This window comes from Novosphingobium sp. BL-A-41-Hi4B-X5A (assembly GCF_055521705.1).
The window spans coordinates 736,936-761,962 of the sequence record NZ_JBVFVT010000002.1 but is presented as its reverse complement, the minus strand read 5'-3'; the positions used below and the strand labels follow the sequence as shown (position 1 = coordinate 761,962).

General features: G+C 62.6%; 20 protein-coding genes and 2 riboswitches. Of the genes, 10 read left to right on the top strand and 10 right to left on the bottom strand.

Features of this window, described 5'->3' with window-relative positions; genetic code table 11:
• Nucleotides 1–67 precede the first annotated feature (67 nt).
• A complete protein-coding gene (locus tag ACZ1JY_RS19160; RefSeq protein WP_465131176.1) occupies nucleotides 68–2,749 on the top strand; it encodes a DUF3131 domain-containing protein in 2,682 nt (893 codons plus the stop codon).
• 266 nt (nucleotides 2,750–3,015) lie between these two features.
• The gene (locus tag ACZ1JY_RS19155; protein WP_168904993.1) at nucleotides 3,016–3,648 is read left to right on the top strand and encodes a tyrosine-type recombinase/integrase; all 633 of its coding nucleotides are present in this window, start codon (nucleotides 3,016–3,018) and stop codon (nucleotides 3,646–3,648) included.
• 115 nt (nucleotides 3,649–3,763) lie between these two features.
• Here the strand turns inward: ACZ1JY_RS19155 and ACZ1JY_RS19150 are convergent, their stop codons facing one another.
• The 10 genes from ACZ1JY_RS19150 to ACZ1JY_RS19105 all read right to left on the bottom strand — a co-directional run bounded on the left by ACZ1JY_RS19150 (nucleotide 3,764) and on the right by ACZ1JY_RS19105 (nucleotide 15,571).
• On the bottom strand, nucleotides 3,764–6,730 hold the full coding sequence (locus tag ACZ1JY_RS19150; RefSeq protein ID WP_465131175.1) for a PAS domain S-box protein: 2,967 nt from the start codon (nucleotides 6,728–6,730) through the stop codon (nucleotides 3,764–3,766).
• A gap of 360 nt (nucleotides 6,731–7,090) precedes the next feature.
• Nucleotides 7,091–7,600, bottom strand: a complete 510-nt coding sequence (cobU, locus tag ACZ1JY_RS19145) for a bifunctional adenosylcobinamide kinase/adenosylcobinamide-phosphate guanylyltransferase (RefSeq protein WP_168904966.1) — start codon at nucleotides 7,598–7,600, stop codon at nucleotides 7,091–7,093.
• Nucleotides 7,597–9,057, bottom strand: coding sequence for a cobyric acid synthase (locus ACZ1JY_RS19140; protein WP_465131174.1), 1,461 nt, complete (start codon nucleotides 9,055–9,057; stop codon nucleotides 7,597–7,599). The genes cobU and ACZ1JY_RS19140 overlap by 4 nt, the downstream gene beginning before the upstream one ends.
• Nucleotides 9,045–9,980, bottom strand: coding sequence for an adenosylcobinamide-phosphate synthase CbiB (gene cbiB / locus ACZ1JY_RS19135; RefSeq protein ID WP_062342790.1), 936 nt, complete (start codon nucleotides 9,978–9,980; stop codon nucleotides 9,045–9,047). The genes ACZ1JY_RS19140 and cbiB overlap by 13 nt, the downstream gene beginning before the upstream one ends.
• Nucleotides 9,973–10,953 (bottom strand): threonine-phosphate decarboxylase CobD, encoded by a 981-nt coding sequence (gene cobD / locus ACZ1JY_RS19130; protein ID WP_465131173.1) that lies wholly within the window; start codon nucleotides 10,951–10,953, stop codon nucleotides 9,973–9,975. The genes cbiB and cobD overlap by 8 nt, the downstream gene beginning before the upstream one ends.
• Nucleotides 10,950–11,663, bottom strand: a complete 714-nt coding sequence (locus ACZ1JY_RS19125) for an adenosylcobinamide-GDP ribazoletransferase (protein WP_465131172.1) — start codon at nucleotides 11,661–11,663, stop codon at nucleotides 10,950–10,952. Before ACZ1JY_RS19125 ends, cobD begins: the two co-directional genes overlap by 4 nt.
• Nucleotides 11,660–12,238, bottom strand: coding sequence for a histidine phosphatase family protein (locus ACZ1JY_RS19120; protein ID WP_062342785.1), 579 nt, complete (start codon nucleotides 12,236–12,238; stop codon nucleotides 11,660–11,662). Before ACZ1JY_RS19120 ends, ACZ1JY_RS19125 begins: the two co-directional genes overlap by 4 nt.
• On the bottom strand, nucleotides 12,235–13,251 hold the full coding sequence (cobT, locus tag ACZ1JY_RS19115) for a nicotinate-nucleotide--dimethylbenzimidazole phosphoribosyltransferase (protein WP_062342784.1): 1,017 nt from the start codon (nucleotides 13,249–13,251) through the stop codon (nucleotides 12,235–12,237). Before cobT ends, ACZ1JY_RS19120 begins: the two co-directional genes overlap by 4 nt.
• Nucleotides 13,248–13,655, bottom strand: coding sequence for a DUF1636 domain-containing protein (locus ACZ1JY_RS19110; protein ID WP_465131171.1), 408 nt, complete (start codon nucleotides 13,653–13,655; stop codon nucleotides 13,248–13,250). The genes cobT and ACZ1JY_RS19110 overlap by 4 nt, the downstream gene beginning before the upstream one ends.
• A complete protein-coding gene (locus ACZ1JY_RS19105) occupies nucleotides 13,655–15,571 on the bottom strand; it encodes a TonB-dependent receptor plug domain-containing protein (protein ID WP_465131170.1) in 1,917 nt (638 codons plus the stop codon). Before ACZ1JY_RS19105 ends, ACZ1JY_RS19110 begins: the two co-directional genes overlap by 1 nt.
• A gap of 203 nt (nucleotides 15,572–15,774) precedes the next feature.
• Nucleotides 15,775–15,966, bottom strand: a riboswitch (cobalamin riboswitch).
• Between the two features lie 58 nt (nucleotides 15,967–16,024).
• Nucleotides 16,025–16,224: riboswitch (cobalamin riboswitch) on the top strand.
• A 193-nt stretch (nucleotides 16,225–16,417) separates the two neighbouring features.
• On the opposite strand from ACZ1JY_RS19105, the gene ACZ1JY_RS19100 reads away from it, so the two are divergent.
• The 8 genes from ACZ1JY_RS19100 (at nucleotide 16,418) to ACZ1JY_RS19065 (ending at nucleotide 25,011) form a co-directional block, all read left to right on the top strand.
• Nucleotides 16,418–16,990 (top strand): hypothetical protein, encoded by a 573-nt coding sequence (locus ACZ1JY_RS19100; protein WP_168904972.1) that lies wholly within the window; start codon nucleotides 16,418–16,420, stop codon nucleotides 16,988–16,990.
• Nucleotides 16,987–17,586 (top strand): cob(I)yrinic acid a,c-diamide adenosyltransferase, encoded by a 600-nt coding sequence (gene cobO / locus ACZ1JY_RS19095; protein WP_465131169.1) that lies wholly within the window; start codon nucleotides 16,987–16,989, stop codon nucleotides 17,584–17,586. The genes ACZ1JY_RS19100 and cobO overlap by 4 nt, the downstream gene beginning before the upstream one ends.
• Entirely contained in the window at nucleotides 17,583–18,893 is a 1,311-nt protein-coding gene (locus ACZ1JY_RS19090; protein WP_465131168.1) for a cobyrinate a,c-diamide synthase, read from the top strand. The genes cobO and ACZ1JY_RS19090 overlap by 4 nt, the downstream gene beginning before the upstream one ends.
• A gap of 186 nt (nucleotides 18,894–19,079) precedes the next feature.
• Nucleotides 19,080–19,970, top strand: a complete 891-nt coding sequence (locus tag ACZ1JY_RS19085; RefSeq protein WP_465131167.1) for a LysR family transcriptional regulator — start codon at nucleotides 19,080–19,082, stop codon at nucleotides 19,968–19,970.
• A 92-nt stretch (nucleotides 19,971–20,062) separates the two neighbouring features.
• Nucleotides 20,063–21,376 carry a citrate:proton symporter gene (locus ACZ1JY_RS19080; protein ID WP_168904976.1) on the top strand — a complete coding sequence of 438 codons (1,314 nt, stop codon included), beginning with the start codon at nucleotides 20,063–20,065 and terminating at the stop codon, nucleotides 21,374–21,376.
• Nucleotides 21,373–22,716 (top strand): acyclic terpene utilization AtuA family protein, encoded by a 1,344-nt coding sequence (locus ACZ1JY_RS19075; protein ID WP_465131166.1) that lies wholly within the window; start codon nucleotides 21,373–21,375, stop codon nucleotides 22,714–22,716. Before ACZ1JY_RS19080 ends, ACZ1JY_RS19075 begins: the two co-directional genes overlap by 4 nt.
• Before the next feature lies 1 nt (nucleotide 22,717).
• On the top strand, nucleotides 22,718–23,026 hold the full coding sequence (locus ACZ1JY_RS19070) for an AtuA-related protein (protein ID WP_118075734.1): 309 nt from the start codon (nucleotides 22,718–22,720) through the stop codon (nucleotides 23,024–23,026).
• Between the two features lie 2 nt (nucleotides 23,027–23,028).
• Nucleotides 23,029–25,011 (top strand): alpha/beta hydrolase domain-containing protein, encoded by a 1,983-nt coding sequence (locus tag ACZ1JY_RS19065; protein WP_465131165.1) that lies wholly within the window; start codon nucleotides 23,029–23,031, stop codon nucleotides 25,009–25,011.
• The last annotated feature ends 16 nt before the right edge of the window (nucleotides 25,012–25,027 follow it).

Sequence of the window (25,027 nt, the reverse complement as noted above, 5' to 3'; positions counted from 1 at the left end):
GTCATTGAATTCGTTAAATCGACATTGATCTGTCAGGTTTAGCGACGAACCGTTGACGAGGAGCGAGATGATCAGGATGCAGCAGCGGTTTGGCCTTTTCCTGTCGCTCGGACTTGCCTTTCTCTCGGCCAATTGCGCTGCCGGCCGGACCACAGGCGCTGCTTCCGCAGGGTTTGCCGGAGACCCGGTAACCAGTGGTTTGACGACCAGCACTCCAGCGGAGCCCGGCGCTGCCCATCCCGGCCGAACCGGCGCGCTGCTCCCGGAAGAACGCCGCCTTGCCGAGGCGGCGTGGCGCTACGTGGTCAACAATACGCAGACGCAAACCGGGCTGGTCAATGCCGCTGACAACTACCCTTCGACCACGATGTGGGATTCGGCATCGGCCATCGGCGCGATCATTTCGGCCGAAGGACTCGGCCTGACGACCCGCGAGGATGCGTCGTCACGCCTGTCACTGATGCTGGACACCTTGGGGCGAATCCCGCTTTTCCGTGAAACCTGTCCCAACAAGGCCTACAACACCGTCAGTGCGCAGCCGGTCACCTACACCAACCAGCCCGGCGAAATCGGCTGTTCAGCACTCGATGTCGGGCGAGCGATGTACTGGATGCGTGTCGTCCAGCAGCGCCACCCCGAACTGGCTGAAAAGGCCGCCGCTGCCGTGGCGCACTGGAAGCCCGCCAACCTCGTGCGCGACGGCGAGCTTTATGGCACGGCGCCGAAAGGCGATGGCCAGTTCGAATATCTGCAGGAAGGCAGGCTTGGCTATGAGGAGTATGGCGCGAAGGCCTTCCGCCTGTGGGGTTACGACGCCAGCAAGGCGTCCCGTGCCGAACCCTATGGCCTGATCTCGCTGTTCGGCGTGCGTCTGCCCTACGACGCGCGCGATCCGCGTTCCACTGGCGCGCACAATTACGTCGTGACCGAAAGCTACGTACTCGATGGCATAGAGTATGGCTGGGACGAGCCGGACGACGCCACCAGTGGTCCATTCGAACATACCTCGGGCTGGATCGCACGCGGAGCGCAGCGGATCTTCGAAGTGCAGAAGCGCCGCTACGAACGCACCGGTATCCTGACCGCACGGACCGAACACCAACTCGCAGGCGCGCCCTACTTCGTCTACGATACAATCTATTCGGACGGCATGCCCTGGGCCACGATCACCGATACCGGCGAAGCTCATCCCGAAGCCTCGGCCGTAGCGCTGAAGGGCGCGATCGGGATGTGGGTGCTGTCAAAATCGGATTATACCGACAAGCTCTTCGCGGCCGTCAAGGACGCCTACGATCCAGCCAAGGGCATTTATGAGGGGCTTCTCGAAAAGGACGGCAGCCGGATCGCGGCGTTCACTGCCAATAACAACGGCATCATCCTCGAAAGCCTGCTCTACAAGGTAGAGGGCAAAATCCTGCGACAGGGCCCCGTCTCCGTTCCCGAGCGGAAGGTTTCGAGCGCTCGCTTTCGCAGGCCCGCTGCCGGGCCGGAGCTTGCGCGGACGACGCTGGTAAAGCGGATAATTCCGGTTACGCCACCGAAGCTCGCGCCACTTCCGCCAGCCGCCGTGCCGCACGAAGGTCCGATCGATGACGCGATGGCGCAAGTCGCCTGGACTTATTTCATCAACAACACGCAAAGCGACACGGGACTGGTAAACGCGGTCGACGGCTATCCCTCGACTACGTTGTGGGATGCGGCGTCAGGCCTTGGCGCTGTGGTGGCGGCTGAAGGGCTCGGGCTGATCAACCGAGACGAAGCGGAAAGCCGGCTGCGAAAAGCGCTCGAAACTTTCGGATCATTCCGGCTGTTTGCCGGTCTCTGCCCCAACAAGGTTTATGATACGCGCACAGCGCGTCCTGCAAACTATTCCAACCAGCCGGCGGAAATTGGCTGTTCGGCAATAGACGTCGGCCGGATGCTCATCTGGTTCAAGATCGTCGGCAACCGCTATCCCGATTTGGCTGAAAAGGTCGCCGATGTCGTCCGTTACTGGAAAGTCGCTGGTCTGGTGCGCGAGGGTGAACTTTACGGCGTCAACCGCAGCGGTCGGCAGGAGCCCCAGTTCCTGCAGGAGGGGCGACTGGGGTACGAGGAGTATTCGGCCCGGGGCTTTGCGCTTTGGGGCATGGACACGACCCGCGCCGCAGCACCCGAACCGTTCCAGATCGTGCGGGTCGAAGGCTTGCCGATCATGCAGGACGAGCGCGGGAACAGGGATGACGCGGGCATCAACGCGGTCGTGACCGAAAACCATATTCTCGATCTTGTCGAGGTCGGTTCCGTTAACCCGTCGGAGCCATGGCATATTGCCCAGTGGAGCCGCGCGCAGGGGGACAACGTCGTGCTCGCGCAGGAGAAGCGCTTCGCGCGGACCGGCATCCTTACTGCGAGGACTGAGCACCAGTTGGATCGGGCACCGAACTTCGTTTACGATACGGTGCTTTCGCAAGGGGAACCTTTCGCTACGCAGGATGTGAGTGGCAAACCTATCGCAAATGCCGCGGCCGTTTCCACCAAGGCTGCAATCGGCATCGCGGCACTTTGGCCAAGCGCCTATGCCACTCGACTGGCCGACAGTGTACGGGATTTGTTTGACGCGAAGTCGGGTTTTTTCGAGGGTAAATTGGAAAGCGGTAAGCCGATACGTGCTCGCACCGCCAATACCAACGGCGTCTTACTCGCGATTGCGTTGTACAGTCGTGTTGGCAGCATTTTGCAATGGTCTATGCAGAATCTGCAGAAATAATGGTTGTGTTGCTGCGGACCTATTTATGTTTTAATTAGACTGTTGAAATTGGCGCTAAACAATTCGCTTACTTGATTATATGCATCATCCGCAGAGGACGCTCCAGGTGTCCGGGGACGACGTCTCGAGGCGAGATGGCCATTGATTTATCTTACATGTTGTTTGGGCGAAGCCCCTCCGTGTTTTGGCGATAGGCGTATAGCCCTTTCGCCGAATCCGCGTTGTGTCAATCTCGCTATGGCCGATTTGGCCACAGGAGAATCGTCATGGGATATTCAGATCTTGATGCTGCCGTCCATGATCGGCCGCCTTGGAATGCAGGGCAAAATGTTGGCCCGAAACGCCCTTTGCGCAGGCGAGACATCTGGGCAATTCGCTTCTATCTCGACGAGCACAAACGCCTTCGCGACCGCGCGTTGTTCGACCTCGCCATCGACAGCAAGCTTAGGGGCTGCGATTTGGTGAAGCTCCGCATTGGGGACGTTGTAAGCGGCGGACACATCAGAAACCGTGCAACCGTGATCCAGCAAAAAACGGGACGACCTGTCCAGTTTGAAATCATGACTGAAACGCGAGCTACGCTAGAACGCTGGCTTGAACGAAGAGGCGGGCGACTCAACGATTTCGTGTTTCCAAGCCGGATCGATTATCTCGGCCATCTTAGCACGCGGCAATACGCGCGGCTCGTCGATGAATGGGTGTCGGTGGTCGGCCTCGACAGGCGAGACTATGGCACACATTCGCTTCGACGAACGAAAGCTTCCTTGATTTACAAATCGACCGGAAATCTGAGGGCGGTCCAAATCCTGCTCGGACACACGAACATTCAGAACACCGTTCGCTATCTCGGTGTCGACGTGGACGATGCAATAACACTGTCAGAGCGAACGGAGATTTAAACTCTTGGCAATTGGGCCTGTGAGGGATCGGCAGGCCCGACTATCGATGAACGAATGGCAGCAATCAATAAAAGGAAATCGACCACGGAACGTCTGGAATGAAAGGCGTCAGATGTCACTTTTTGCCGATGCCCAGCGCCGCAAGCGCCTGATCAAGATCTGCGGCTTTGAAGGGCTTGGTTAGCCTCGGAAGGTCGGGTGATATTCCTTCCACATCGGCGTAGCCAGATACGATCAGGCACGGAAGTCCTGAACGAAGGTCCTGTACTTGGCGCACAAGTTGCGACCCGCTCATGCCGGCCATCAGGTGATCTGTCACGAGCACTGCCACGTCGTCCAACTCGTCCAGCAGGCGCAGAGCTTCTTCGGCTGACCCAGCTTCCGCCACTTCGAAGCCTGCGTCTTCAAGCATATCGGCGGTGCTAGCGCGTACCAGTATGTCGTCGTCGACAAGCAGAGCGATGCCGCGATAGCTTTGGGATCCTATTCCGTTGCGCTCAGGCGCAGCCACGCCTGAGCGCTGGTCTTCTGCAACCGGCAACCAAAGTTCGATGTTGGTGCCGTAGCCTTGACGGCTGAAGATACGAAGCTCGCCGCCGAGTTGGCGCGCAAGGCCGTGGACCATCGACAAGCCGAGGCCAGTTCCTTTTCCCACGCCCTTTGTCGAGAAGAAAGGTTCAATTGCCCGGGCGACGGTTTGTGCGTCCATGCCCGAGCCAGTGTCAGCGACGGATACTACGATGTAGCTACCCTCTTTAAGCTGGCCCTTGGGCGATTTGGATTGATTGCGAACGGATGCGCTAATCCGAAGTGTTCCACCCTCAGGCATGGCATCTCGCGCATTCACGCACAGGTTCAGCAGCGCCATCTCAAGCTGATTGAAGTCGGCCTGGGCAGGCCGAATATTATCGGCAAGGTCGGTCACCACCTTGATTTGCGGACCCGTGGTACTGGCAATGAGTTCGCTCATGCCTGTGATGAGTTCGCGAATATCGATGGCGGTCGGCTGCAGAGGCTGGCGCCGCGCGAACGCAAGCAGCCTTTGCACGAGCACGGCTGCGCGCTCTGCTGATTGCATGGCTCCAGCAATCAGGCGTTGCTCGCGCTCGCCGCCGAACTGCTTTCGGGCAAGGAGGTCGAGCGTCCCGACGATGGGGGTAAGCAGGTTATTGAAATCATGCGCGACGCCGCCGGTCAACTGGCCCAAGGATTCAACCTTCTGAGCCTGGCGCAGTTGCTCCTCTGCTTCGGCCAGACGCTGTTGTTCGCGAATTCGGTCGGTCACGTCATGGACTATCTGGTAAGCACCAATTTGCTGACCTGCGGCATCGCAAAGCCTGTTGAAGGTGATCTCGTATGATCGGCGCTGGCGTCCCGGATCGCCAAACTCATCAACTATTGTAAACTCATGACCAGCGAGAGCCCGGCTCCAGGTCTTGCGAACATGCTCCTGCTCTTCCGGCAGGTGTCGGAGGACATCGAGCATCGAAGCGCCAACGCGGGGCTGGACGCCATAGACGGCTTCAAAGGCCGCGGCGGCAGCCTTGTTGACAGCGAGCCAGCGGAAGTCGCGATCTGCGACGAGAATGATAGCCGTAGTGTTTTCGACCACATCCGTAAGCAGCTTGCGCTCTGCAAGAGCGTCAGCAATCCGCTGCTCAAGCGTCTCGTTCAGCTCCCGCAGCGCCTGTTCGATCGCCTTCCTTGCAGTGATGTCGATCGCTGTGCCGATGACGCGATTGCAAACGTCACCAGCGAAGACTCCGCGACCTTTGGCGGCGATCCATCGTACTACGCCATCTTCCTTGCCAATCGTGCGATATTCGACGTCATACGTCGTACGACGAGCGGGGTCCGCAGCCGAAGCGTAGGCTGCCGCCGTCGCTTGACGGTCGTTGGGGTGTAGCCCGGCGTAAAAATCATCCATCGACACTGCAACATTTGGAGAGATGCCGAACATTGCCTTCACGCGCGGTGGCCAGAACAACGTCTGGTTGATCTCGTCGACGTCCCACAGTCCGATCTCAGCCGCATCGATGGCCAGGCGCAATTGCTCTTCGCTTGCGCGCAGGTTTGCCTCGGCACCCACGCGCTCGACATGCGCCCAGGATCGGTCAGTGACCTCGCGAATAACCCTGAGCTCATAGTCAGACCAACGATGTGGAACGTTGTCGTGAATCGCCATCAGGGCCGCGAGCCGACCATCCTTGATCAGCGGCATGCAGATGGTCGCAGCTATCCCGATATTCTGAAATGTCTCTGCTTCTTCGGGAGCAATCTCGGTCAGATTATCATTGATGATCAAGGGTCGCCCAGCGTTGAGCTCCTGTACTGCGAGCTTACCAAAAGCAGCGAGGCGATACCGGCCAATAATCGATGGCGAGCCCGGAGCATGCCAGTTACCGCGGATGGTAAAGCCGTCCTGGTCGTCATCCATGTCGGCGTATGCGCAGTTGGTTATCGAGAGATGCTCGGCAACCATGCGCGTGCTTGTCGCCAAGACGGCGTCAGCGTCCTCAAGCCCGCCGACAGCTTGTCCCAGATCATCGAGAAAGCGATAAAGTTCTTCGCTTTTTGCCAGCTGCTGCTCTGCCAAGACGCGAGCTGTGATATCGAAAACCATGGCCAGGCTGCCCACTGGCTCGCCGTGCTGATTCCGGATCGGCAGGTATTCAAGGTCCATGAAGACTTGTTCGGGCCTGCCATGACGCCACAGTTCGAGTTCCTGCGCCTGGAAGCTCAGGGTCTCACCTGTTAGCCCCGCTGCTATCACTCTTGCGTTGAAATCACGCGCCTCTGGCCAGATCTCGAGAACCTTCCCACCCAAAGCTTCAGGGTGGCGAGGCCCACAGACCTGCGCATAGCCATCGTTATAGAGCAGGATCCCGTCAGCACCCCAAAGGACGACCATCGGCACTGGAGATGACAGCACCGTCTGAACGTTTATCTTCAGCTCGGCAGGCCAACTCTCGATTGCACCGAGCCCGGTCGATTCCCAATCCTTGGAGCGGATTAGATCGCCCGTCTTGCCACCGCCGAAAAGGCCGCTGCTACCAGGAGAACTTGCTACAGTGTCCAGCATAAGCTGGCATCGTAGCTCCTTTAGGTTTGGACGGATAGCCAAGACTTTGAAAACGCGCCATGAATAGCAACTCGAGGTTCGATAAATGCTGAGCCAGATCGGCGTCGTGAACGCTACTCCTGGCGAGATCGCTCGACCGAATTTCCGCACCTTCGGAGCTTACACTGTCAGAGCGAACGGATATCTCAACGTCTTTGTCTTGGGCCTGTGAGGGACAAGCAAGCTCGACAATCGATGAATGAACGGCAGCAATGAATTTGACGAGATCAACTACGGAATGACCGGAGTTAAGGCGACAGCGGCATAGTCGGCTGGGATGAAGGACCATAATTCGACTAATTTGAGCATACGTCAGGCGTGTTAACCTTTCAAGCGAAGCGGTAGGCCTGCAGTGACAAGCACAACTTCCCGAGCAACCGCAGCTATTCTCTGATTCAGCCACCCGGCTTCGTCGCGAAACCGGCGAGCGAGAGCATTTTCCGGCACGATGCCCATGCCCACCTCGTTGGCGATCAGGACCAGCGGCACAGTCACCTGCCGAACTGCCTCGGCCAGTTCCTCGCGGGCGACCGCAATCGGGTGATCTTCCAGCATGAGATTGGACAGCCACAGGGTGAGGCAATCTACGAGGATTGCATCGGCGTATCGGGTCGCCTGCCGAATGGCCTGCAGCAGGTCGATCGGCTCTTCAATCGTGGTCCAGCCCGCACCACGATCGGCACGGTGTCGGGAGATCCGGTCAGCCATCTCCTCGTCCTTGGCTTGCGCGGTTGCAATGTAGACACGGCTGCGGCCCTGATCCTCGCAACGTCTTTGCGCATAGGCGCTTTTGCCTGAGCGCGCGCCCCCCAGGACGAGAAGCGAGGTCATCGTCCGTGCTCCTGAGCCATGCGGAGCAGTCCGTCGATATCAAGATAAGCCTCAAGGGCACTGGCAAGATCATCTAGCGCGTCGTCCACCAGCTTGGCATGGTGCAGACCATTTCCTTTCGCCCCAATCCACTGCAGCAGGGCGGTGCGCAAGTGCGGGGCTGCGAGCAGGCCGTGGCAATAGGTTCCAATGACGCGCGCATCTGGACTCCCCGCGCCCTCGTTGCGTTCGTCATCCAGAATGGCAAAGGGCCTCGCACAATCGGCACCGGTCGTGGCGCCCATGTGCATTTCGTACCCCTCGAATCGTGCACCCAAGGCCGTGCCGGAAACCTTGCGAAGGTTCTTGTGCGCGCGCATTTCGGTTCGCACGTTGAGCAAGCCGAGGCCAGGCATACTGCCGCTTGCGCCTTCCAGACCGAGCGGATCGTCTATTTCCTTGCCAAGCATCTGGTAGCCACCGCAAATGCCAAGAACCGCCCCGCCACGCCGATGGTGATGCAGGATGTCAATGTCCCACCCTTGCTCGCGCACAAAGGCGAGGTCCGCCATCGTCGCCTTCGATCCGGGCAGCACAACGAGGTCTGCTGCCAGCGGTATCTGGCTGCCGGGCGGAACCATGACCAGGTCAACTTCAGGCTCGTGGCGAAGGGGATCGAGATCGTCGAAATTGGCGATGCGCGGCAGCATGGGGCACGCGACAATCTTGCGCGAACTGGATACCGGTTGGGCCCGTTCGAGTACCACGGCGTCCTCGGCGGGAAGGCTGGTAACGCACGGAAGCCACGGCACAAGCCCCATGCCGTGCCACCCGGAGAGCCGCTCGATCTCCATATAGCCATCGGCAAAGAGCGCAGGATCGCCGCGGAACTTGTTGACTATGAAGCCGCGGATCATCGCTGCGTCACCGGGCTCAAGCACAGCACGCGTGCCGACGAGCGAGGCGATCACGCCACCACGGTCGATATCGCCAACCAGCACCACAGGCACTTTGGCCGCACGGGCGAAGCCCATGTTGGCAATATCGCCATCGCGCAGGTTGATCTCTGCAGGCGATCCTGCACCTTCCACGACAACTATGCCGCAACGCTCGCGCAACCGTTCCCAGCTTTCCAGAACTTCGGGCAGGAGGTTGCGGCGACCTTCCCGAAAGTTGGCAGCGCCCAGGCTTCCGCGAACTTTGCCGTGTACGACGACTTGCGATTTCCGATCTGCCTCGGGCTTCAACAGAACGGGATTCATGTCGGTGTGAAGCTCGGCACGCGCAGCCAGCGCCTGAAGTGCCTGTGCCCGACCGATTTCGCCACCGTCGGCCGTAACGGCGGCATTGTTGGACATGTTTTGCGGCTTGAACGGCAGCACCATCATGCCCCGATTGGCAAGGGCGCGGCACAGGCCAGCGACCAGCACCGATTTGCCGACATCGGAGCCTGTTCCCTGCAGCATCAGTGCAGCCATGTCATTCCCCCTGCAATAGCCCATCCGAGCAAACATGCTCGGTGATAGACCCGCCGCGCGCGCATCAAGCTGTTAGCGTCGGCCACGCCGCCTTCGCCGATCCATGGCTTGTCAGCCAATGCCCCGTCATAGCTGACCGGCCCCGCCAATCGTACGCGAAGTACGCCCGCCATCGCGGCCTCCGGCCAACCGGCATTGGGCGAGGCGTGGTGGCGGCAATAACGCCACGTTATCCGCCATCCGCTCAACCCGGCGAGGCAGATCAACACAGCGGAGAGACGCGCGGGGACGAAGTTCATCACGTCATCGAGCCGCGCGGCGGCCCAGCCGAAGTGGCGATAGGGCGCCTCCTTGTGGCCGATCAGGCTGTCCGCCGTGTTGATCGCCTTCATTGCCCACAGACCGGGAAGGCCTGCGACAATCAACCAGAACAGCGGCGCGATCACACCGTCGCAGAAACTCTCTGCCAAGCTTTCGATGGCCGCTCTTGCGACCCCTGCCACGTCGAGCGAAGCCGTGTCGCGACCAACGATCATGCCAGCCGCCTTCCGGGCTCCACGTAGATCGCCAGCTTGCAACGACTGCAGCACGGGCAGGAAATGCTGGTCAAGGCTGCGCTGAGCGAGACCGGGCCACGCCAGCATGGCGATCAGGACCCATTTCCATTCTGTCGCCAGCTTCTCGCATAAGGCTGTCAGCAGCAGGCCTGAGCCAGCAGCGAGGGCCAAGAGCAACAGTACGGTCAGAACGCCGCCCGCCTTGCGCGTGCTGTCTGGCAATTCATTGCGGTTCAAGCGTAGCTCGCAGGCCGAGATTGCCCTTGCGAAGAAGCCGACCGGATGGCCGATACGGACATAGAGCCAGTGCGGCCAGCCGATGGCGGCATCGATTATAAGCGCGGTCAGGACAAACGGTTCAGCCAAGCGCCTTGTCCAGCCGGCCAAGCGCTGTCTGGTCGGCAGGCAGGCCGATGCGCAGCAGGTGGGGCCAATCGGAGAAGGGCCGCGTGAGAATACGTTGAGCGGCGAGGCGTTCGAAGAGGGCCGGTGCGCTTGGCGTATCGATCAGGCGGAACAACGGGCATTGGCCCTCGGGCGCAAGACCGTGCTTCAACAGCACTTTGTCGAGCCGGGCCGAGACTAGCGGCAAAGCGTTTCGAGTCCGCGCGATCCACGCATGATTGGCATAGGCAGCACGGCCCAGGGCGAGGGCGGCGGAATGGAGGGGCCAATCGCCGAGAAGCATGCGCAAAGCGTCCAGTATTTTTGGGGGAGCAATAACGAAACCGAGCCGAAGCCCGGCAAGTCCGAAGAATTTTCCCAGCGAGCGCAGCACGATCAGTCTGCGTCCCTCTTGCACGGCATCGGCAACGCTGAGGGTGGGGTCACAATCGGCGAAGGCTTCATCGACAATCAGCCAGCTGCCGTGCCGCTCCTGATGATCGAGCATGGCCAGCAGGCTTGTGCGCGATTGCACCGTACCATCGGGATTGTTGGGGTTTCCCACGACCAGCGCTGTCGAGCGAGCCGGGAGGGTAGCGAGTTGGGTGAGGTTCTCACTACGACTGAAAGCCGCGCGATAGGTGCCATAGCAGGGGGCACGATGCAGGCCGCGCAATCCGATCAACTGCGCAAGCAGGCGCAGGGCCATTTCGCTGCCCGGAACCGCAACGCAGATTGCTTCGTCGCAGCCGAAATGGCGCGCGGCAGCTGCCTCGAGCGCTGCCAGCGCGTCGGGTTCAGGCAGGCGCTGCCACTCCACGGTGAGGTCGGCAGGAGGCGTCCAGCCATTGGGGTTGATGCCGGTCGAAAGTTCGAGCCAGTCTTCGGGCGCACCGCCGAACCGTGCGCAGGCCTGCGCCAGTTGCCCGCCATGGCGGGGGAAGGACGTTGTCATTGCGCTACGACCTGGGCGAGCACGGCGCATGTCTCGACCAGTTCGATGCCTGCGCCATGACCGTCGCCGGAAATGCCGCCGATGCGTTTGCGCAGCCACCACGGCCAGACTGCGAGCGCGGGTAGAGAGGCGAGCAGCGCAGGGTCGACGGCGAGCGCGCCGATGCTCCAAGCCAGCAGCCACACGATCAAAACCGGCGCATTCGCGCCTTTGCGGAAGAGGGTGCCAAAGCCCTCATGCAAGGGCGAAAGGAATCGTGCCCACGCCAGTGGGCCGATCCGCGCCAGCACTGGAACGAGCACGAGCGCGGCATAGGATCCTGTCAGGATTGTCAGCCACACCAGCACAAGCTTTGCCAGCATTTGCAGGGCGATGGACGTCGCTCCGAAGCTGCCGACATGCGGATCGGCCAGCACGACACTCAGGTGTTCCGGCGTGCGGTGCATGGCGCCGGCTGCATCGGCAATATCGGCCAGTCCGTCGAGGTGCAGCGCGCCAGTAACCCCCACCCATGCCGTCAACGCCAGCAATGCGCCAAGAGCCGGGTCGTGTTGCGACCCCAGCCAGCCAGCGCCGGCAACGCAAAAACCCACAAGAGCTCCACACAGCGGGAACCAGCGGATAGCATTGGCAAAATCCGCCTCCGTCGCATCCATCGCGGGAACGGGCAGTCGTGTCATGAACTGCACGGCAAGGATCATGGCCCTCATCGCAGGTTTTCGGTGCGGAGGCGGATGATCTGCCCGGACAGGGCGGCACCCGGCCAGATGCGCAGGGAGAGCAGCGCGCCGTAAGGCAGATCGACGGCCCAGACCTGCCTGAAATCCAGCCCGGTGAGCACCGATACCGCTGCCCGCATTGCGCCGCCATGCGTGACGATCAGCGCGTTGTCGGGAAGCTCGGCAATGGCATCGGCCACGCGGGCCCGCAGGGATGACCAGTTCTCGCCGCGGGGAGGGGGACACGTGTCGGGATCGTCCCAAAAACGGGCGAGGGCTTCGGCCGGGACCCATTCCGGTGAAAGCCCATCCCAATCGCCAAAATCCAGTTCGCGCCAGCGCGCGTCGCACGCAACGCCAACGCCTCTTGCGACTGCCAGCGCCTGCGCGCCAGCGCTGGCGCGCTGCAGGTCTGAACTGATCACGCAGGCGATGGCAAGGCTCTCGGGCACTGCTCCGGCAAGGCCGCCTGCGGGGTCGGCGCAGGGCTCGTCGCGATGACCCAGCAGCAGGCCGGTGCGCAGGGGCGGCCCGTGTCGCACGAGGTGGATCGTCCGGCTGTTCACAGCGCCTGTGCCACGGCAGCTTGCGCGAAAGTTGCCATGCCATTGTGGGCGGCAAGCGCGGCGCGCACGATCGGTACAGCCAACGCGGCGCCGGATCCTTCGCCCAGCCGCAGGCCAAGGTTGAGGATTGGATCGAGCGCGAGGTCTCGTAGCAGGCGGGCGTGCGCCTGTTCGGCGGAACAGTGAGCGGCAAGGCAATGCGCGGTAAAGTCCTCATGGCCTGCCGCCAGCGGCGCAATGGCGGCGCAGCAGATGAACCCGTCGAGCAGGACCGGCACGCGTAGCAATCGCGCCGCCAGTATTGCGCCAGCCATGGCTGCAATTTCGCGCCCACCGAGGCGGCGCAGCGTTTCGAACGGGGTCGAGCAGGCCTGTCCATGCAGGGCGGACGCAGCTTCGACTATCGCCGCCTTGCGGGTTACCCCTTCGGTGTCAACGCCGCTGCCGCGCCCGCACCAGTCCTGAGCGCGGCCGCCGAAAGCTTGCAGGGCCAACGCCGCTGCAGGCGTGGTGTTGGCGATGCCCATCTCGCCCACCAGCAACAGTTGCGTGTCCGGCAGAACAGAGGCAGCACCGGCATTGAGCGCGGCGAGGCAGTCGTCTCTCGTCAACGCGGCTTCGCGAGAGATATCGCCGGTCGGAAGGTCAAGATCGAGTGCGATGACCGACAGATCAGCGCCGCATGCGCGGGTCAACTGGTTGATAGCCGCCCCGCCATTGCGGAAGTTGGCGACCATCTGCGCGGTCACTTCCGGGGAAAAGGCACTGACTCCCTGCGCCGCCACGCCGTGATTTCCGGCAAAGACCACCGCCTGCACTCGGTCGATAGATGGCTGTGCCTTGCCTTGCCAGGCGGCCATGAATACGGCGATCTCTTCCAACCGGCCCAGCGATCCGGCAGGTTTAGTCAGACTCTCCTGCCGTTCTCGCGCTTGTGCGCTGGCCTGCGCGTCGGGGGCGGGCAACGCAGTGAGTGCAAAGGCGAAGGCTGCCTCATCGGTGAAGCAGATCATGCGCAGACGAAGCCTTCCGGCGGGGTACGGGCAATGAACTGTCCCTTCACGCCTTCGGGCCATTGGCCATAGGGCACTACGCCTTCCGCGCTTTGCGCATGGAGAGTGGCGTATTCGAGAATAGCGCGGGCCGCCTCCTCGGTGGGGGTGAACCTACCCAGGACGTAGCCGATCTTGCCCGATGCGCGCAGATGCACGGTGCAATGCTGATGGCAGGCGAAGAGGCATGCAGTCTCCTGCACCGCCACTGCGGACAGTGCGGGATCGGCCTGTTGGAGACTGCGCATTGCTTGGGCAAGCAGGGCACCGCCCCGCTGGCCTTCTGCATCCTCACGCTGATCGGCAGAAAGGCGGCAGGTTGAGCAGACGACCACCGCTGGGCCGGGTTCGATCGCGCGCAGCATCAGAACCGACTCCTCAGACCAAGATAGACCGTACGCCCGAGGGCACCATAGCCGCCCGCTGTCTCGTAGCGCTTGTCCATGATGTTCTCAGCGCGGGCATTGATGGTCAGCCCTTCGGCAACCCGCCACGCGGCGCGAAGATCGACCAGCCAATAGGCTGGCAGCTCGGTGCTGCTGCCGGCCCGGTCGAAAGTCTCGCCCGAATAGCGGGCGGCCACACTGGCGCGCAGGCCCTTCGGCAGGTCCACCCCGCTTTCCAGATTGGCAAGATGGCGCGGCACGCGGGCAAGCTGACGGCCGATATCAGTGCTGCCGGGCGAACGGTCCTCCGCTTCGATCCAGCTGTAGTTTGCTGTCGCAAAGAGCACGCCAAGCTGCGCGCTGCCGGCCAGCTCCAGCCCCTTGGCGTGGGCCTTGCGCACGTTGGCGTAGTAGCCGAAGCGTGTGGTTGTCGTGCCGGGGATATAGCACGCGGCGGGCAAGGTGCCGGTGGTCGGACAGAAGGCGAAGTCGATCAGATTTTCGGTTTCCCGCTCGAACCAGGTCGCCGAAGCGTGGAAAACTTCGCCGAGTGACTGTTCGGCGCCGACCGACCAACCCTTGGCCTGCTCCGGTTGCAACACGGCAGAACCGTAAATGCTGAACAGCTGGTAGAGCGAAGGAGCCTTGAAGCCTTCATCATAGCTGGCGCGCAGCACAGTCTGCCCGGCGTTAGGCGTGTAGACTGCGCCTCCGGTAAGAACTGTGTTGCCGCCGAAGCGGGATTGGTCGTCGTGGCGCACACCGCCGTTCAGCGTCAGGCCGATGAGCGGGGTGAGGCGCAACTCGCCGTAGACGCTGTTCGTATCGGCGCTTTGCGGGACGAGGGCGTAATCGGCGGTATTGTTGCCGGGTGAGGCGCTGGTCATGCGCTGCTCCTCGCGTTCAGCCCCGAATTTGGCGCTGAGACCTTCTGCAAGCTTCAAGTTGCCTTGATATTCGAAACGGCGCACGCGGCCATGCGCATCGAAGTTCAAGGACCGGATCGAGCGCGCCGGATCGTAGTTCTCGCGGTCCGTTTCGGTCTGCAGCACGGCAATGCGGTTGGTGAGGCGCCCATCGAACAGGGCCAGATTGACACCTGCATAACCGGTCCATTCGGTGGTCAGGCCATAGGTACGCGCGTCCCCCGAGCTGCCATCGAATTCGTTGCGCGTATCGGCCAAATAGCCGCGCAAGTCGACCGACAGGTTTGGCGTGAGCTTGAGCGTGGCTGTGCCGCTGGCGGAAACGCGGCGGTAGCCATCGTCCTCCGTGCCGTTGCTGCGTGCGGAGATGCCATCGGTGGTGAAGGCGGAGCCCGCCACGCGCCAGTCGAGCAATGATCCGGCCCCGCCAATGCCAGCCTGGGCGTTGACCGTGGAGTGGGTGCCGGCTTCGACCGCCACGCTCCCTTCCAGCGGCTGTTCCGCGCGTCGCGTCAGTACGCTGACCACGCCGCCGATGGCATCGCTTCCCCACAGGATCGATTGCGGCCCGCGCAGGATTTCCACGCGCTCGATGTCGTCGATCAGCAGGTTGGAGAACGAATAGCCGCCGCCGGTGGCCGACGGATCGGAAATGCGCACACCGTCGATCACCATCACGGTCTGCGAGGAATCGGCGCCGCGGATGCGTAGCGATGTGGCGGTGCCAAAGCCACCATTGCGCGAAAGGCTGACGCCTGGCGTGCGCAGCATTAGATCGGTGAGCGCGATCGGCTGCTGGGCGCGGATCGCCGTTTCGTCAAGCACGGTTACGGTGGCAGAGACTGCGCTCTGCTCGACCGGGCTGCGCAAGGCAGTAACGACGATTGAAGGATCAGGCGCGTCCTCGGCTAAAGCGGGCGAGGCGAGTAGCGTGGCAAGCGAAACAACAGGAATATGGGCAGGACGCATGGTGCGGCTCCCTTCGGTACGAACGGCATGGACCTGCCGCTCAGACACGCGAAGGAAGCACGCGCCGGCATATGCACCGCAAGGCGCAACACGGCATCGCTTCCCGCACGGGGCTTCCCGGCAGGCAATGGCTGTCGTTGCGCGAGGGGTGTGCCGCCTTTGCAAGCCGGCAACCTCGAACGTCCGGTGCACCCTGCCCGAACGAAGAACGACCGCAACAGGCAGGTCTCCTGGCTCGCGGGTCAATGCCGGTCCGGCCGCCTTCTCAGGACGGTGAGGTCCCAATGGCGTAATTGGCCGGTCGGCTCGCCGCTTACAGTTGCAGGGGCAGCCGGAGTTTTACACCCCGTTCCCTTTTGATCCCCTCTCGGGGAACCTGTCGCGGCGGTGCAGGTAGCGACATGTTTTTGCTGCTGCAAGTGCGAATACTTGCGCAGATCAATTGCTTGGCTTATCCAGTCTTTCGCAACGGGTGCCCGAAAGGGCTTAATCGGGAAGTCCGGGCGGTGGTCGCAAGCCACCCAATCCGGCACTGCTCCCGCAACTGTAACCGGTAGCGCATCGCCATCATGCCATTGGGTTTCGGCCCGAGAAGGCGGCGAAAGGCGCGACGATCCGGAAGTCAGGAAACCGGCCTGTTGCGGTCGTTTCTCTGCGCGGGCGGGGTGTACCGGGCGGACGAAGGCACACCCTTCGCGGACGACACTATTGTGCGTTCTCGTCGGAGGGAGATCCGTGATGACCAGCACCTGAGATCCAGCCAGACGTGCGCGTCCGCACGTCTTGCCGATCCTGCGCATCACGCATGCGCACAATCAATTCATACCTGTTCACAGGAGGCCAATCATGGTCCGTATTTCGCGTCCCGATCTCGCGCTGTTTGGCGCGCTTGCGATCGTCATGCTCGTAACCCGCACCCATTCGCTCAGCAATGTCATGCACCTGCCTGACACCAGCCTTGCCAGTTTCTTCGTCGGCGGTTTCTTCCTGCGCCGCGCGACTGCTTTTGCAGGGCTCTTCCTGCTCGCCTTTGCTATCGACGTGACAGTGATCGGCTGGTTCGGCCAGTCCAGCTTCTGCTTCACCCCTGCCTACTGGATGCTCGTTCCGGCCTACGGCACGATGTGGCTGGCCGGGCGCGCGGGCGCGGACAAGCGGGGCACCGAACCGTCATCACTGCTGGGGCTGCTGGCGCTGGTCAGCGTTGGCACTCTGGTTTCCGAGCTGTTCTCCAGTGGCGGATTCTACTTCCTCGGTGGCCGTTTTACCGATCCGACCGTCGCAGGCTTTATGCCCCGCCTCGCTCGCTATTTCCCACCGACCCTTGCGGCCACTCTGCTGTGGACCGCAACTGCAGCAGGCATCTATGCCTTGCTGGTCGCCGCGCGCCCCTCGCTTGCCTCACGAGCAGAGCAATGAGCGAAACCCCAGAGGCGCACCGCGAGCGCGCCCGCAAGCACAAGGCGGTGGTCGATGCCAAGATCGCCGCCGCCACGCGCGACAAAGGCCTGCTGCTGGTTCTCACCGGCAACGGCAAGGGCAAGTCCTCCAGCGCCTTTGGCATGGTGGCGCGGACGCTCGGCTACGGTCGCAAAGCGGCGGTGTTCCAGTTCATCAAGGGTGCGGACAACGTCGGTGAACGCGCCTTCTTCGCCTCGCACCCCGATGTGATCTGGGAGAAGTGCGGCGAGGGTTTCACTTGGGAAACGCAGGATCGGACACGTGACATTGCCGCTGCGAGGGCGGGCTGGGAAAAGGCCAAAGCTGCGCTGGCCGAACCTGACATCAGCCTCGTCGTGCTCGATGAATTGACCTACCTCATCACCTACCGCTATCTCGCGCTCGATGAGATCATGCCCGCGATCGAGGCGCGACCGGCGATGCAGCACGTGGTCATCACCGGTCGTGCCGCAGACGATGCGCTGATTGCCGCCGCCGACACCGTGAGCGCGATCCGCGATGTGAAGCATGCCTTCCGTGACGGCGTGCGCGCCCAAGAAGGGATCGATCGGTGACGACCGCATCTTGCCGAGCGTTGCTGGTCAGCGCGCCGGCTTCGGGGCAGGGCAAGACGACGGTCACGGCCGCTCTTGCCCGCCGCCACGTGCAGGCAGGGCGGCGGGTCCGCGTGTTCAAATGCGGCCCTGACTTCCTGGATCCGATGATCCTCGAACGCGCCTGCGGTGCACCGGTCTACCAGCTGGATCTCTTCATGGTGGGCGAGGCGCAATGTCGCCGTCTGCTGCATGAGGCTGCCCGCGAAGCAGACCTGATCCTTGTCGAAGGCGTCATGGGCTTGTTTGATGGCGATCCTTCCGCTGCGGACCTGGCCGTACGCTTTGGCCTGCCGGTGCTGGCGGTCATCGACGGTAGCGCCATGGCACAGACCTTCGGAGCGCTGGCGCATGGTCTTGCCACTTATCGCGATGACATCCGCGTGGTTGCAGCGCTGGCCAATCGCGTTGGCAGCGAGCGCCACGCCGCGATGCTGCGCGAAAGCCTACCGCCGGGAATGCGCTGGCTCGGTTCCATGCCCCCAAGCCCGGATGTGGCCTTGCCCGAACGGCACCTTGGTCTGGTACAGGAGGGAGAAGTGGGCGATATCGACTGCCGGATCGATGCAGCCGCAGCTTGCCTTGGTGATGATGCTCTATGGCTGCCTAAACCGGTGGCCTTCGCCACGGAGGTGACAGCGAGCGTGCCACCGCTGCTGGCGGGCTTGCGCATCGTCATAGCCCGCGATGCGGCTTTTGCCTTCATCTATCCCGCCAATGTCGCGTGCCTTGAAGAGATGGGCGCGCAGGTGCTGTTCTTCTCGCCCATGGCCGATCAATCTCTTCCTGAATGTGATGCGCTATGGCTTCCTGGCGGCTATCCCGAACTTCATCTTGCAGAACTGTCGCAAAACCATTCGATGATTGCCGCGATCCGTGCGCATCATCGGGCGGGCAAACCGATTTTGGCGGAATGCGGCGGTATGCTTTACTGCCTTGATGAGCTCGATGACGGTAAAGGTCACAGCGCGCCGATGCTGAAGCTGATGCCTGGTAAGGGTATCATGCAAGGCCGTCTTGCGGCCCTCGGCTTGCAATCCGTCGAGTTGAATGGCGGCATATTGCGAGGCCACACGTTCCACTATTCTCGGCTCGAAACGACGGTCCGGCGCTATTGCGGCGCACAAGGCACGAAGGGCGCTGAGGGGGAAGCAATCTACCACTGTGGCAGCCTCTGGGCCAGTTACGTACACCTCTATTTTCAGTCCGCCATGTCGGCCGCCGCTTCAATCTTCCGGCCTCGCACAGCCGACGCGACCGGGTCGTGAACTGATTAACAGATGGCAGGAGCTGATGAAGCCATCATCAGCCTCGAACGTCCGCTGTGAAAGGCGGTTCACGCACTTAATCTGCAATAGAAAGTTGCAGATTGCCAGTGTGTGCCTGTTGGACTAGCTCGATGTCAGACTGACTAGCTGAGCCAATCGGAGAGGTTCTTGGCCCGCGCCCCGAGCATGACAAGTCTGAGGCTGTTTCTGCAGGTGGCAAGGACTTGCAGCTTCAGCGAGACGGCGCGCGCCGCCAATTTGTCGCAACCAGCGCTAAGCCGCACTATCAAGCTTCTTGAGGAAGATCTCGGCGTTCGACTGTTCGACCGCAATTCACGCAACGTCATGCTGACCACGGCCGGTGCGGCGCTGGTGCCGATTGTCGAGCGACTGACCGCCGACTTTGACCTCGCCTTCCGCGAGCTCGACCAGACGTTCAGTGGCGAGCGCGGCCGGGTGGTGGTGGGGGCGCTGCCATCCATCGCTGCCGATTTCCTGCCGCGGGCGATTGCCCGCTTCCTTGCCGAGCGCAGGCAAGTGGAAGTCATCGTGCGTGAAAACCTCAGCGGGGGATTGCTGCAGAACCTGCAGGACCGTTCGATCGACCTTTCGATTACCATTCCGCCGGGCGGCACTGCGCCGATCCGGTTCGAGCCGATGTTCGAAGACGATTACCTGCTGGTCTGCCGCCCGGAAGATCTCGAACTGATACCCGATCCCGCTCCCTGGCGGGTGTTCGAGCAGTTTCCTTTCATCGCGATGGAACCGCGCAGCAGTGTGCGGATGATGACCGAAAGCGTTTTCGCCGCCGCCGGCATTCGTACCGACGCACGCTTCGAATGCGTGCAACTGGCGACGGTAGGCGGTCTGATTGGCGAAGGACTCGGCATTTCGCTCCTGCCCCGCTCCACTTTGCCGCTGATGGCGATCGGCAAGCAGATTGCGTGGCGAAAGACCGAAGCGCCTGTGGCGTCGCGCACGATCGGCATGTGCACGCTGGCAGACCGGACTCTTGCCCCGGCAGCGGAGGCATTTCGGCAGCTCGTCCTGGCCATGGCGGTCGATACAAAATTCTGATCAATCGATCAGGTAACTCTAATTGTTGGATTGATGCTCTTGCGGCATGAATGGCGCCCAAGGACGTTTCAGCCGCAGGAGAGGGAATTCGGATGCTGGTCGTGGTTGCGGTGGCAACGCTGCTGCTTTTGCTTGCCGCGATTCTTTCGAACCGGGTCTCCCCGCTCGTCGCCCTGATCCTGATCCCGGCGCTGGCCACGCTGCTGCTGGGACAGGCGGTGGAAATGCCCGCTTACATTATCAAGGGCATCGGGCAGATTGCGCCGATTGCCGGAATGTTCGTCTTCGCCATCCTGTTCTTCGGCATCATGACCGACGTCGGGCTGCTGGCTCCTCTGGTGAGCGGCATCCTCAAACTGGTCGGGCGCAAGCCATCGCGCATTACCCTTGGAACGGCTGCGCTGGCACTGCTGATCCACCTCGATGGTTCGGGCGCGGTGTGCTTTCTGGTGACAATCCCTGCGTTGCGTCCGCTCTATGACGAACTGGGCATGGACCGCCGGGTACTGGCTTGCACCGCTTCGATGGCAGCTGGCGTGAACTTCCTGCCGTGGACCGGCCCCACCGCCCGCGCGGCGGCATCGCTCAAGCTTTCTGTCAGCGAGATCTTCACGCCGCTGATCGGCGTGCAACTCGTCGGTCTCGGCTTCGTCTTCGCAGCGTCATGGTATCTTGGCCATCGTGAGGAGAAGCGGCTTGGGCTGGGGCATGAGCAGACCTCGGGAGCCGGTCTGAGCGCTTCGGCTGTGGCAGTTGCGGCAGGGCACGGCAGTGACCCTGGCAGCCTGCGCCCCAGCCTGTTCCCGCTCAACCTTGCTCTCACGCTGGCAGTAGTTGCGCTGATGGTCAGCGGGATTGCCGAACCGGTGGTCGTGTTCATGCTGGGCACGGCGCTCGCGCTGGCGATCAATTACCCCGCACCCGCACAACAGCGCGCCCGGATCGAGGCGCATGCTCCGGCAGCGATGCTGATGGTCGGCGTGCTGCTGGCAGCGGGTGCATTTACCGGCATCTTCAATGGCACCGGCATGATCAAGGCGCTCGCCAGCGCCAGCGTCGGGCTGGTGCCAGATGCCTTCGGGCAGCACATCCCGCTGTTTCTGGCGAGCGTGGCGATGCCGCTGAGCCTCGTGTTCGATCCTGACAGCTTCTACTTCGGCGTCCTGCCGGTGATCGCGGAAGTGGCCGGGCACTATGGCGTCGCGCCGGTCAAGGTTGCGCAGGCGGCCCTGCTCGGACAGATGACCACCGGCTTCCCGGTAAGCCCGCTTACTCCGGCAACCTTCTTGGTGGCGGGCCTGAGCGGCATCGAGCTTGGCGCACACCAACGCTTTTCCATTCCCTGGCTGTTTGGTGCCTCGCTGGTGATGACTGGCTCAGCCGTCCTTTTCGGAGTTCTTGCATGAGTCACCGGCGCATCCGCATCGGGGCAGGAGCCGGGTTTTCGGGCGATCGCATCGAACCTGCGATCGACCTGCTGGAGCATGGCGAGCTGGACTATCTGGCGTTCGAGTGCCTGGCCGAGCGCACCATCGGCCTTGCTCAGGCCGCGCGCCAGATCAATCCCGATGGCGGTTATGACCCGCTGCTCGACGCGCGGCTTCGCGCGGCCCTGCCGGTGGCGCGGCGCAATGGCGTTCGCCTGATCAGCAACATGGGAGCGGCAAACCCCCTTGCCGCCGCCCGCGCGACGACCCGCATCGCCCGCGAACTTGGCCTCACCGGCTATCGCACCGCCGCGGTCTTGGGCGACGACGTGCTCGATCTGATCATGGCCCGCGATTTTCCGCTGATCGATCGCGAAGGAACGAGCCGCGATCTTGGCAGCAGCGTTGTCTCGGCCAATGCCTATCTGGGTGTGGCAGGCATCGTCGAGGCGCTGTCACTCGGGGCGGACTGCGTGCTTACCGGGCGAGTCTGCGATCCGGCGCTGTTCCTCGCCCCTCTGGTCCATGCGTTCGGCTGGTTGCCGGACGATTGGGACCGGTTGGGACAAGGCACGGCCATCGGCCATCTGCTCGAATGCGCCGGCCAGTTGTGCGGCGGCTACTTTGCCGATCCGGGCGTGAAGGACGTGCCAGACCTTGCACGACTGGGCTTTCCCTATGCCGATGTGGCGGCCGATGGCAGCGCCGTGTTCGGCAAGCTGGAAAGCGCAGGTGGCCTGATCAATGCGGCAACTTGCAAGGAGCAGTTGCTCTACGAAATTCTCGATCCCGCCGCCTATCTGCAGGCCGACGTTGTTGCCGACTTTACCGGTATCAGCATTGCCGAACCTGCTCCCGATCAGGTGAAGGTAAGCGGCGCTACCGGGCGGCAGCGGCCCGACACGCTCAAGGTCTCGATCTGCTACGAAGACGGCTTCATCGGCGAGGGGCAGATTTCCTATGCCGGTCCGGGCGCTGCTGAGCGCGGGCAATTGGCGACGGCCATCGTGCGCGAACGGCTGCGCATGAAAGGAATGGACACCTCTCAGGTACAGTTCGATCTGATCGGCATCGATGCGGTTGATCGGCGCGAAGCCTGCCCGGCGCATCACCCGCGCGAGGTGCGGGTGCGCATTGCCGGGCGCAGCGATACCCAGGACGGCGCCGAAGCCATCGGGGCTGAAGTCGAGGCGCTCTACACCAACGGGCCAATGGGGGGCGGCGGCGTCAGCCGCGCGACGCGCAAGGTGCTTGCCGTCGCATCGACGCTGATCGACCGCAACCTTGCAGATCCGCGCGTTGAAATCGAGGTGGCGTAAGATGATCCTTCGCGACATTGCCCACGTGCGCACCGGCGACAAGGGCGACACTTCCCAGATTGCCGTGTTCGCCCATAGGGCAACGGACTACGCGCTGCTGGTGCAGGCGGTGACGGCAGAGCGCATCGCCCGGCACCTCCCGAACCTTGCCTGCAAACGCATCGTGCGCTTCGAACTGCCCGGCCTGCACGCGCTCAACTTCGTGCTCGAAGGCGCGCTGGCTGGTGGCGTTACCCGCTCGCTCGCACTTGATCCGCACGGCAAGACGCTGGGCGCGCAGTTGCTCGATATGTCTGTTGAGGATCTGTGATGATGAACCGCAAGCGCAGCCTTGTCCTCGCCGGACTTTCCAGCCTCGCGCTGATCCAGCCCGCCACCATCGCCGCGAAGGTGGACCGCGTGGTGGTGGAAACAGTCACCCCGGCCGAACCGGTGGCAGGCACACCGGCCTACGAGATCGTATCTGGCAATTTCGCCGGAACGCTCGATCCGCACCTGCCTGGCAATGCCGTGATCACCGACATTGCCCAGGTCCCCCGCAATTCGCAGGGGATGGTGGAGTACAGCGCCACGTTCAAGCTTGCCCGCCCGATCGACAGAGCGAAGGCAAGTGGCGTCCTGTTCTATGACGTGCCGAACCGCGGCAACTTCCTGATCGGGCCGGATCCGGACGGACATGTGCGCCTCGTCAGTGGCTGGCAGGGCGATCTGCCCAAGGATGCGGGGCTGCAGACCGTGACTGTGCCCGTTGCCAGAGGGAAAGGCGGAAGGCCGCTGACCGGGCCCGTGCTTGTGCGCTTTCAGGATGTGCCATCGGGAACGCGCAGCGCGGCCATCACCGGCAGTATTGGCCGTCCCACGGCTCGCCCGCAGCCGGTTTCGCTCGATACGCGCAAGGCGAGACTGTTCTACCAGACCGCGGGGAGCGAGACGCGCCATCCAGTAGCCGCCCGCGACTTTGCCTTTGCCGACTGTTCGACAAAGGCATTTCCCGGCACGCCCGACCCGTCGAGCCTGTGCCTGCGCGGTGGTTTTGACGCGGCGCGGACCTATACGCTGGTCTATACCGGCAAGGATCCGCTGGTGCTGGGCATCGGCTTTGCCGCCACGCGCGATCTGGTTGCGCATCTGCGGCGCAGCCCGGACGATGTCGCCGGTGCAATCCGCTGGACGGTGGCAAGCGGCACCTCGCAATCGGGGAACTTCCTCAAGAGCTTCGTCAATCTCGGCTTCAATGCCGATGAGGCCGGACGCATCGTGTTTGACGGGATCAATCCCAACATCGCGGCCCGGCAGGTTCCACTGAACCTGCGCTTCGGCGTTCCGGGTGGTGCCGCCCGTGCCTTCGAACCGGGTAGCGAAGGCACGCTGTGGTGGTCGCCCTACAACGACCGGGTGCGCGGGCTTGGCACAACCAGCCTGCTCGATCGCTGCGCGCTGTCGAACACCTGTCCCAAGGTCATCGAGACGTTCGGCTCTGCCGAGTTCTGGGGCCTGCGCATGGCACCAGGGCTGATCGGCACCGATGCCGCCGGCGATGTGCCGCTTCCGGCCAACGTGCGCCGCTACTACTTCCCGAGCGTCACCCACGGCGGATCGTGGACGGGCGGGTTCAAACCCGCCGGCGATGGCGCGGTGCCGGGCTGCAAGCTTCCCGGCAATCCCAATCCTTCGCTGGAGAGCCTGCACGCCGCGCAAGCGATGCTGGTTGATTGGGTGCGCAGCGGCACTGCGCCAAAGCCCAGCGCCTACCCCACTCTTGCCGGGGGCGAGCTTGTGCCGGCAACCGCCGAGGCGATGGGATGGCGTGGCGTTCCGGGCACGCCCGATCCGGCACGAATGCTCAACCGCATGCCCGACTACCGCTTTGGCAAGGCCTTCCGCGCGCGCGACGTCAGCGGATCGCTTTCCACGTTGCCGCCGGAACAGCGCGGCACGATCCCGCAACTGGTGCCGCGCGTGAATGACGATGGCAACGAGACGGCGGGCATTCCCTCGGTCCAGTTGCAGGTTCCGCTTGGCACGTACCTGGGCTGGAACGAGACGACGACCGGCTTCGATGCCGGAAGCGGTTGCAGCTTCATCGGCGGGTTCGTGCCCTTTGCGAAGACCCGGGCGGAGCGCCTGAAGGCGGGCGATACGCGAGCCTCGCTCGAAGAGCGCTATGGCAATCGCGATGGTTTTCTCGCCAGCGTCCGCGCCGCCGTTGCGCGGCAGCAGGCCGCAGGCTGGCTCCTGCCAAGAGACGCCGAGCGCCTGCTCCGCCAGGCCGAAGAGAGCGAAGTTCTGCGCTGACAGGTATTGATGCAAA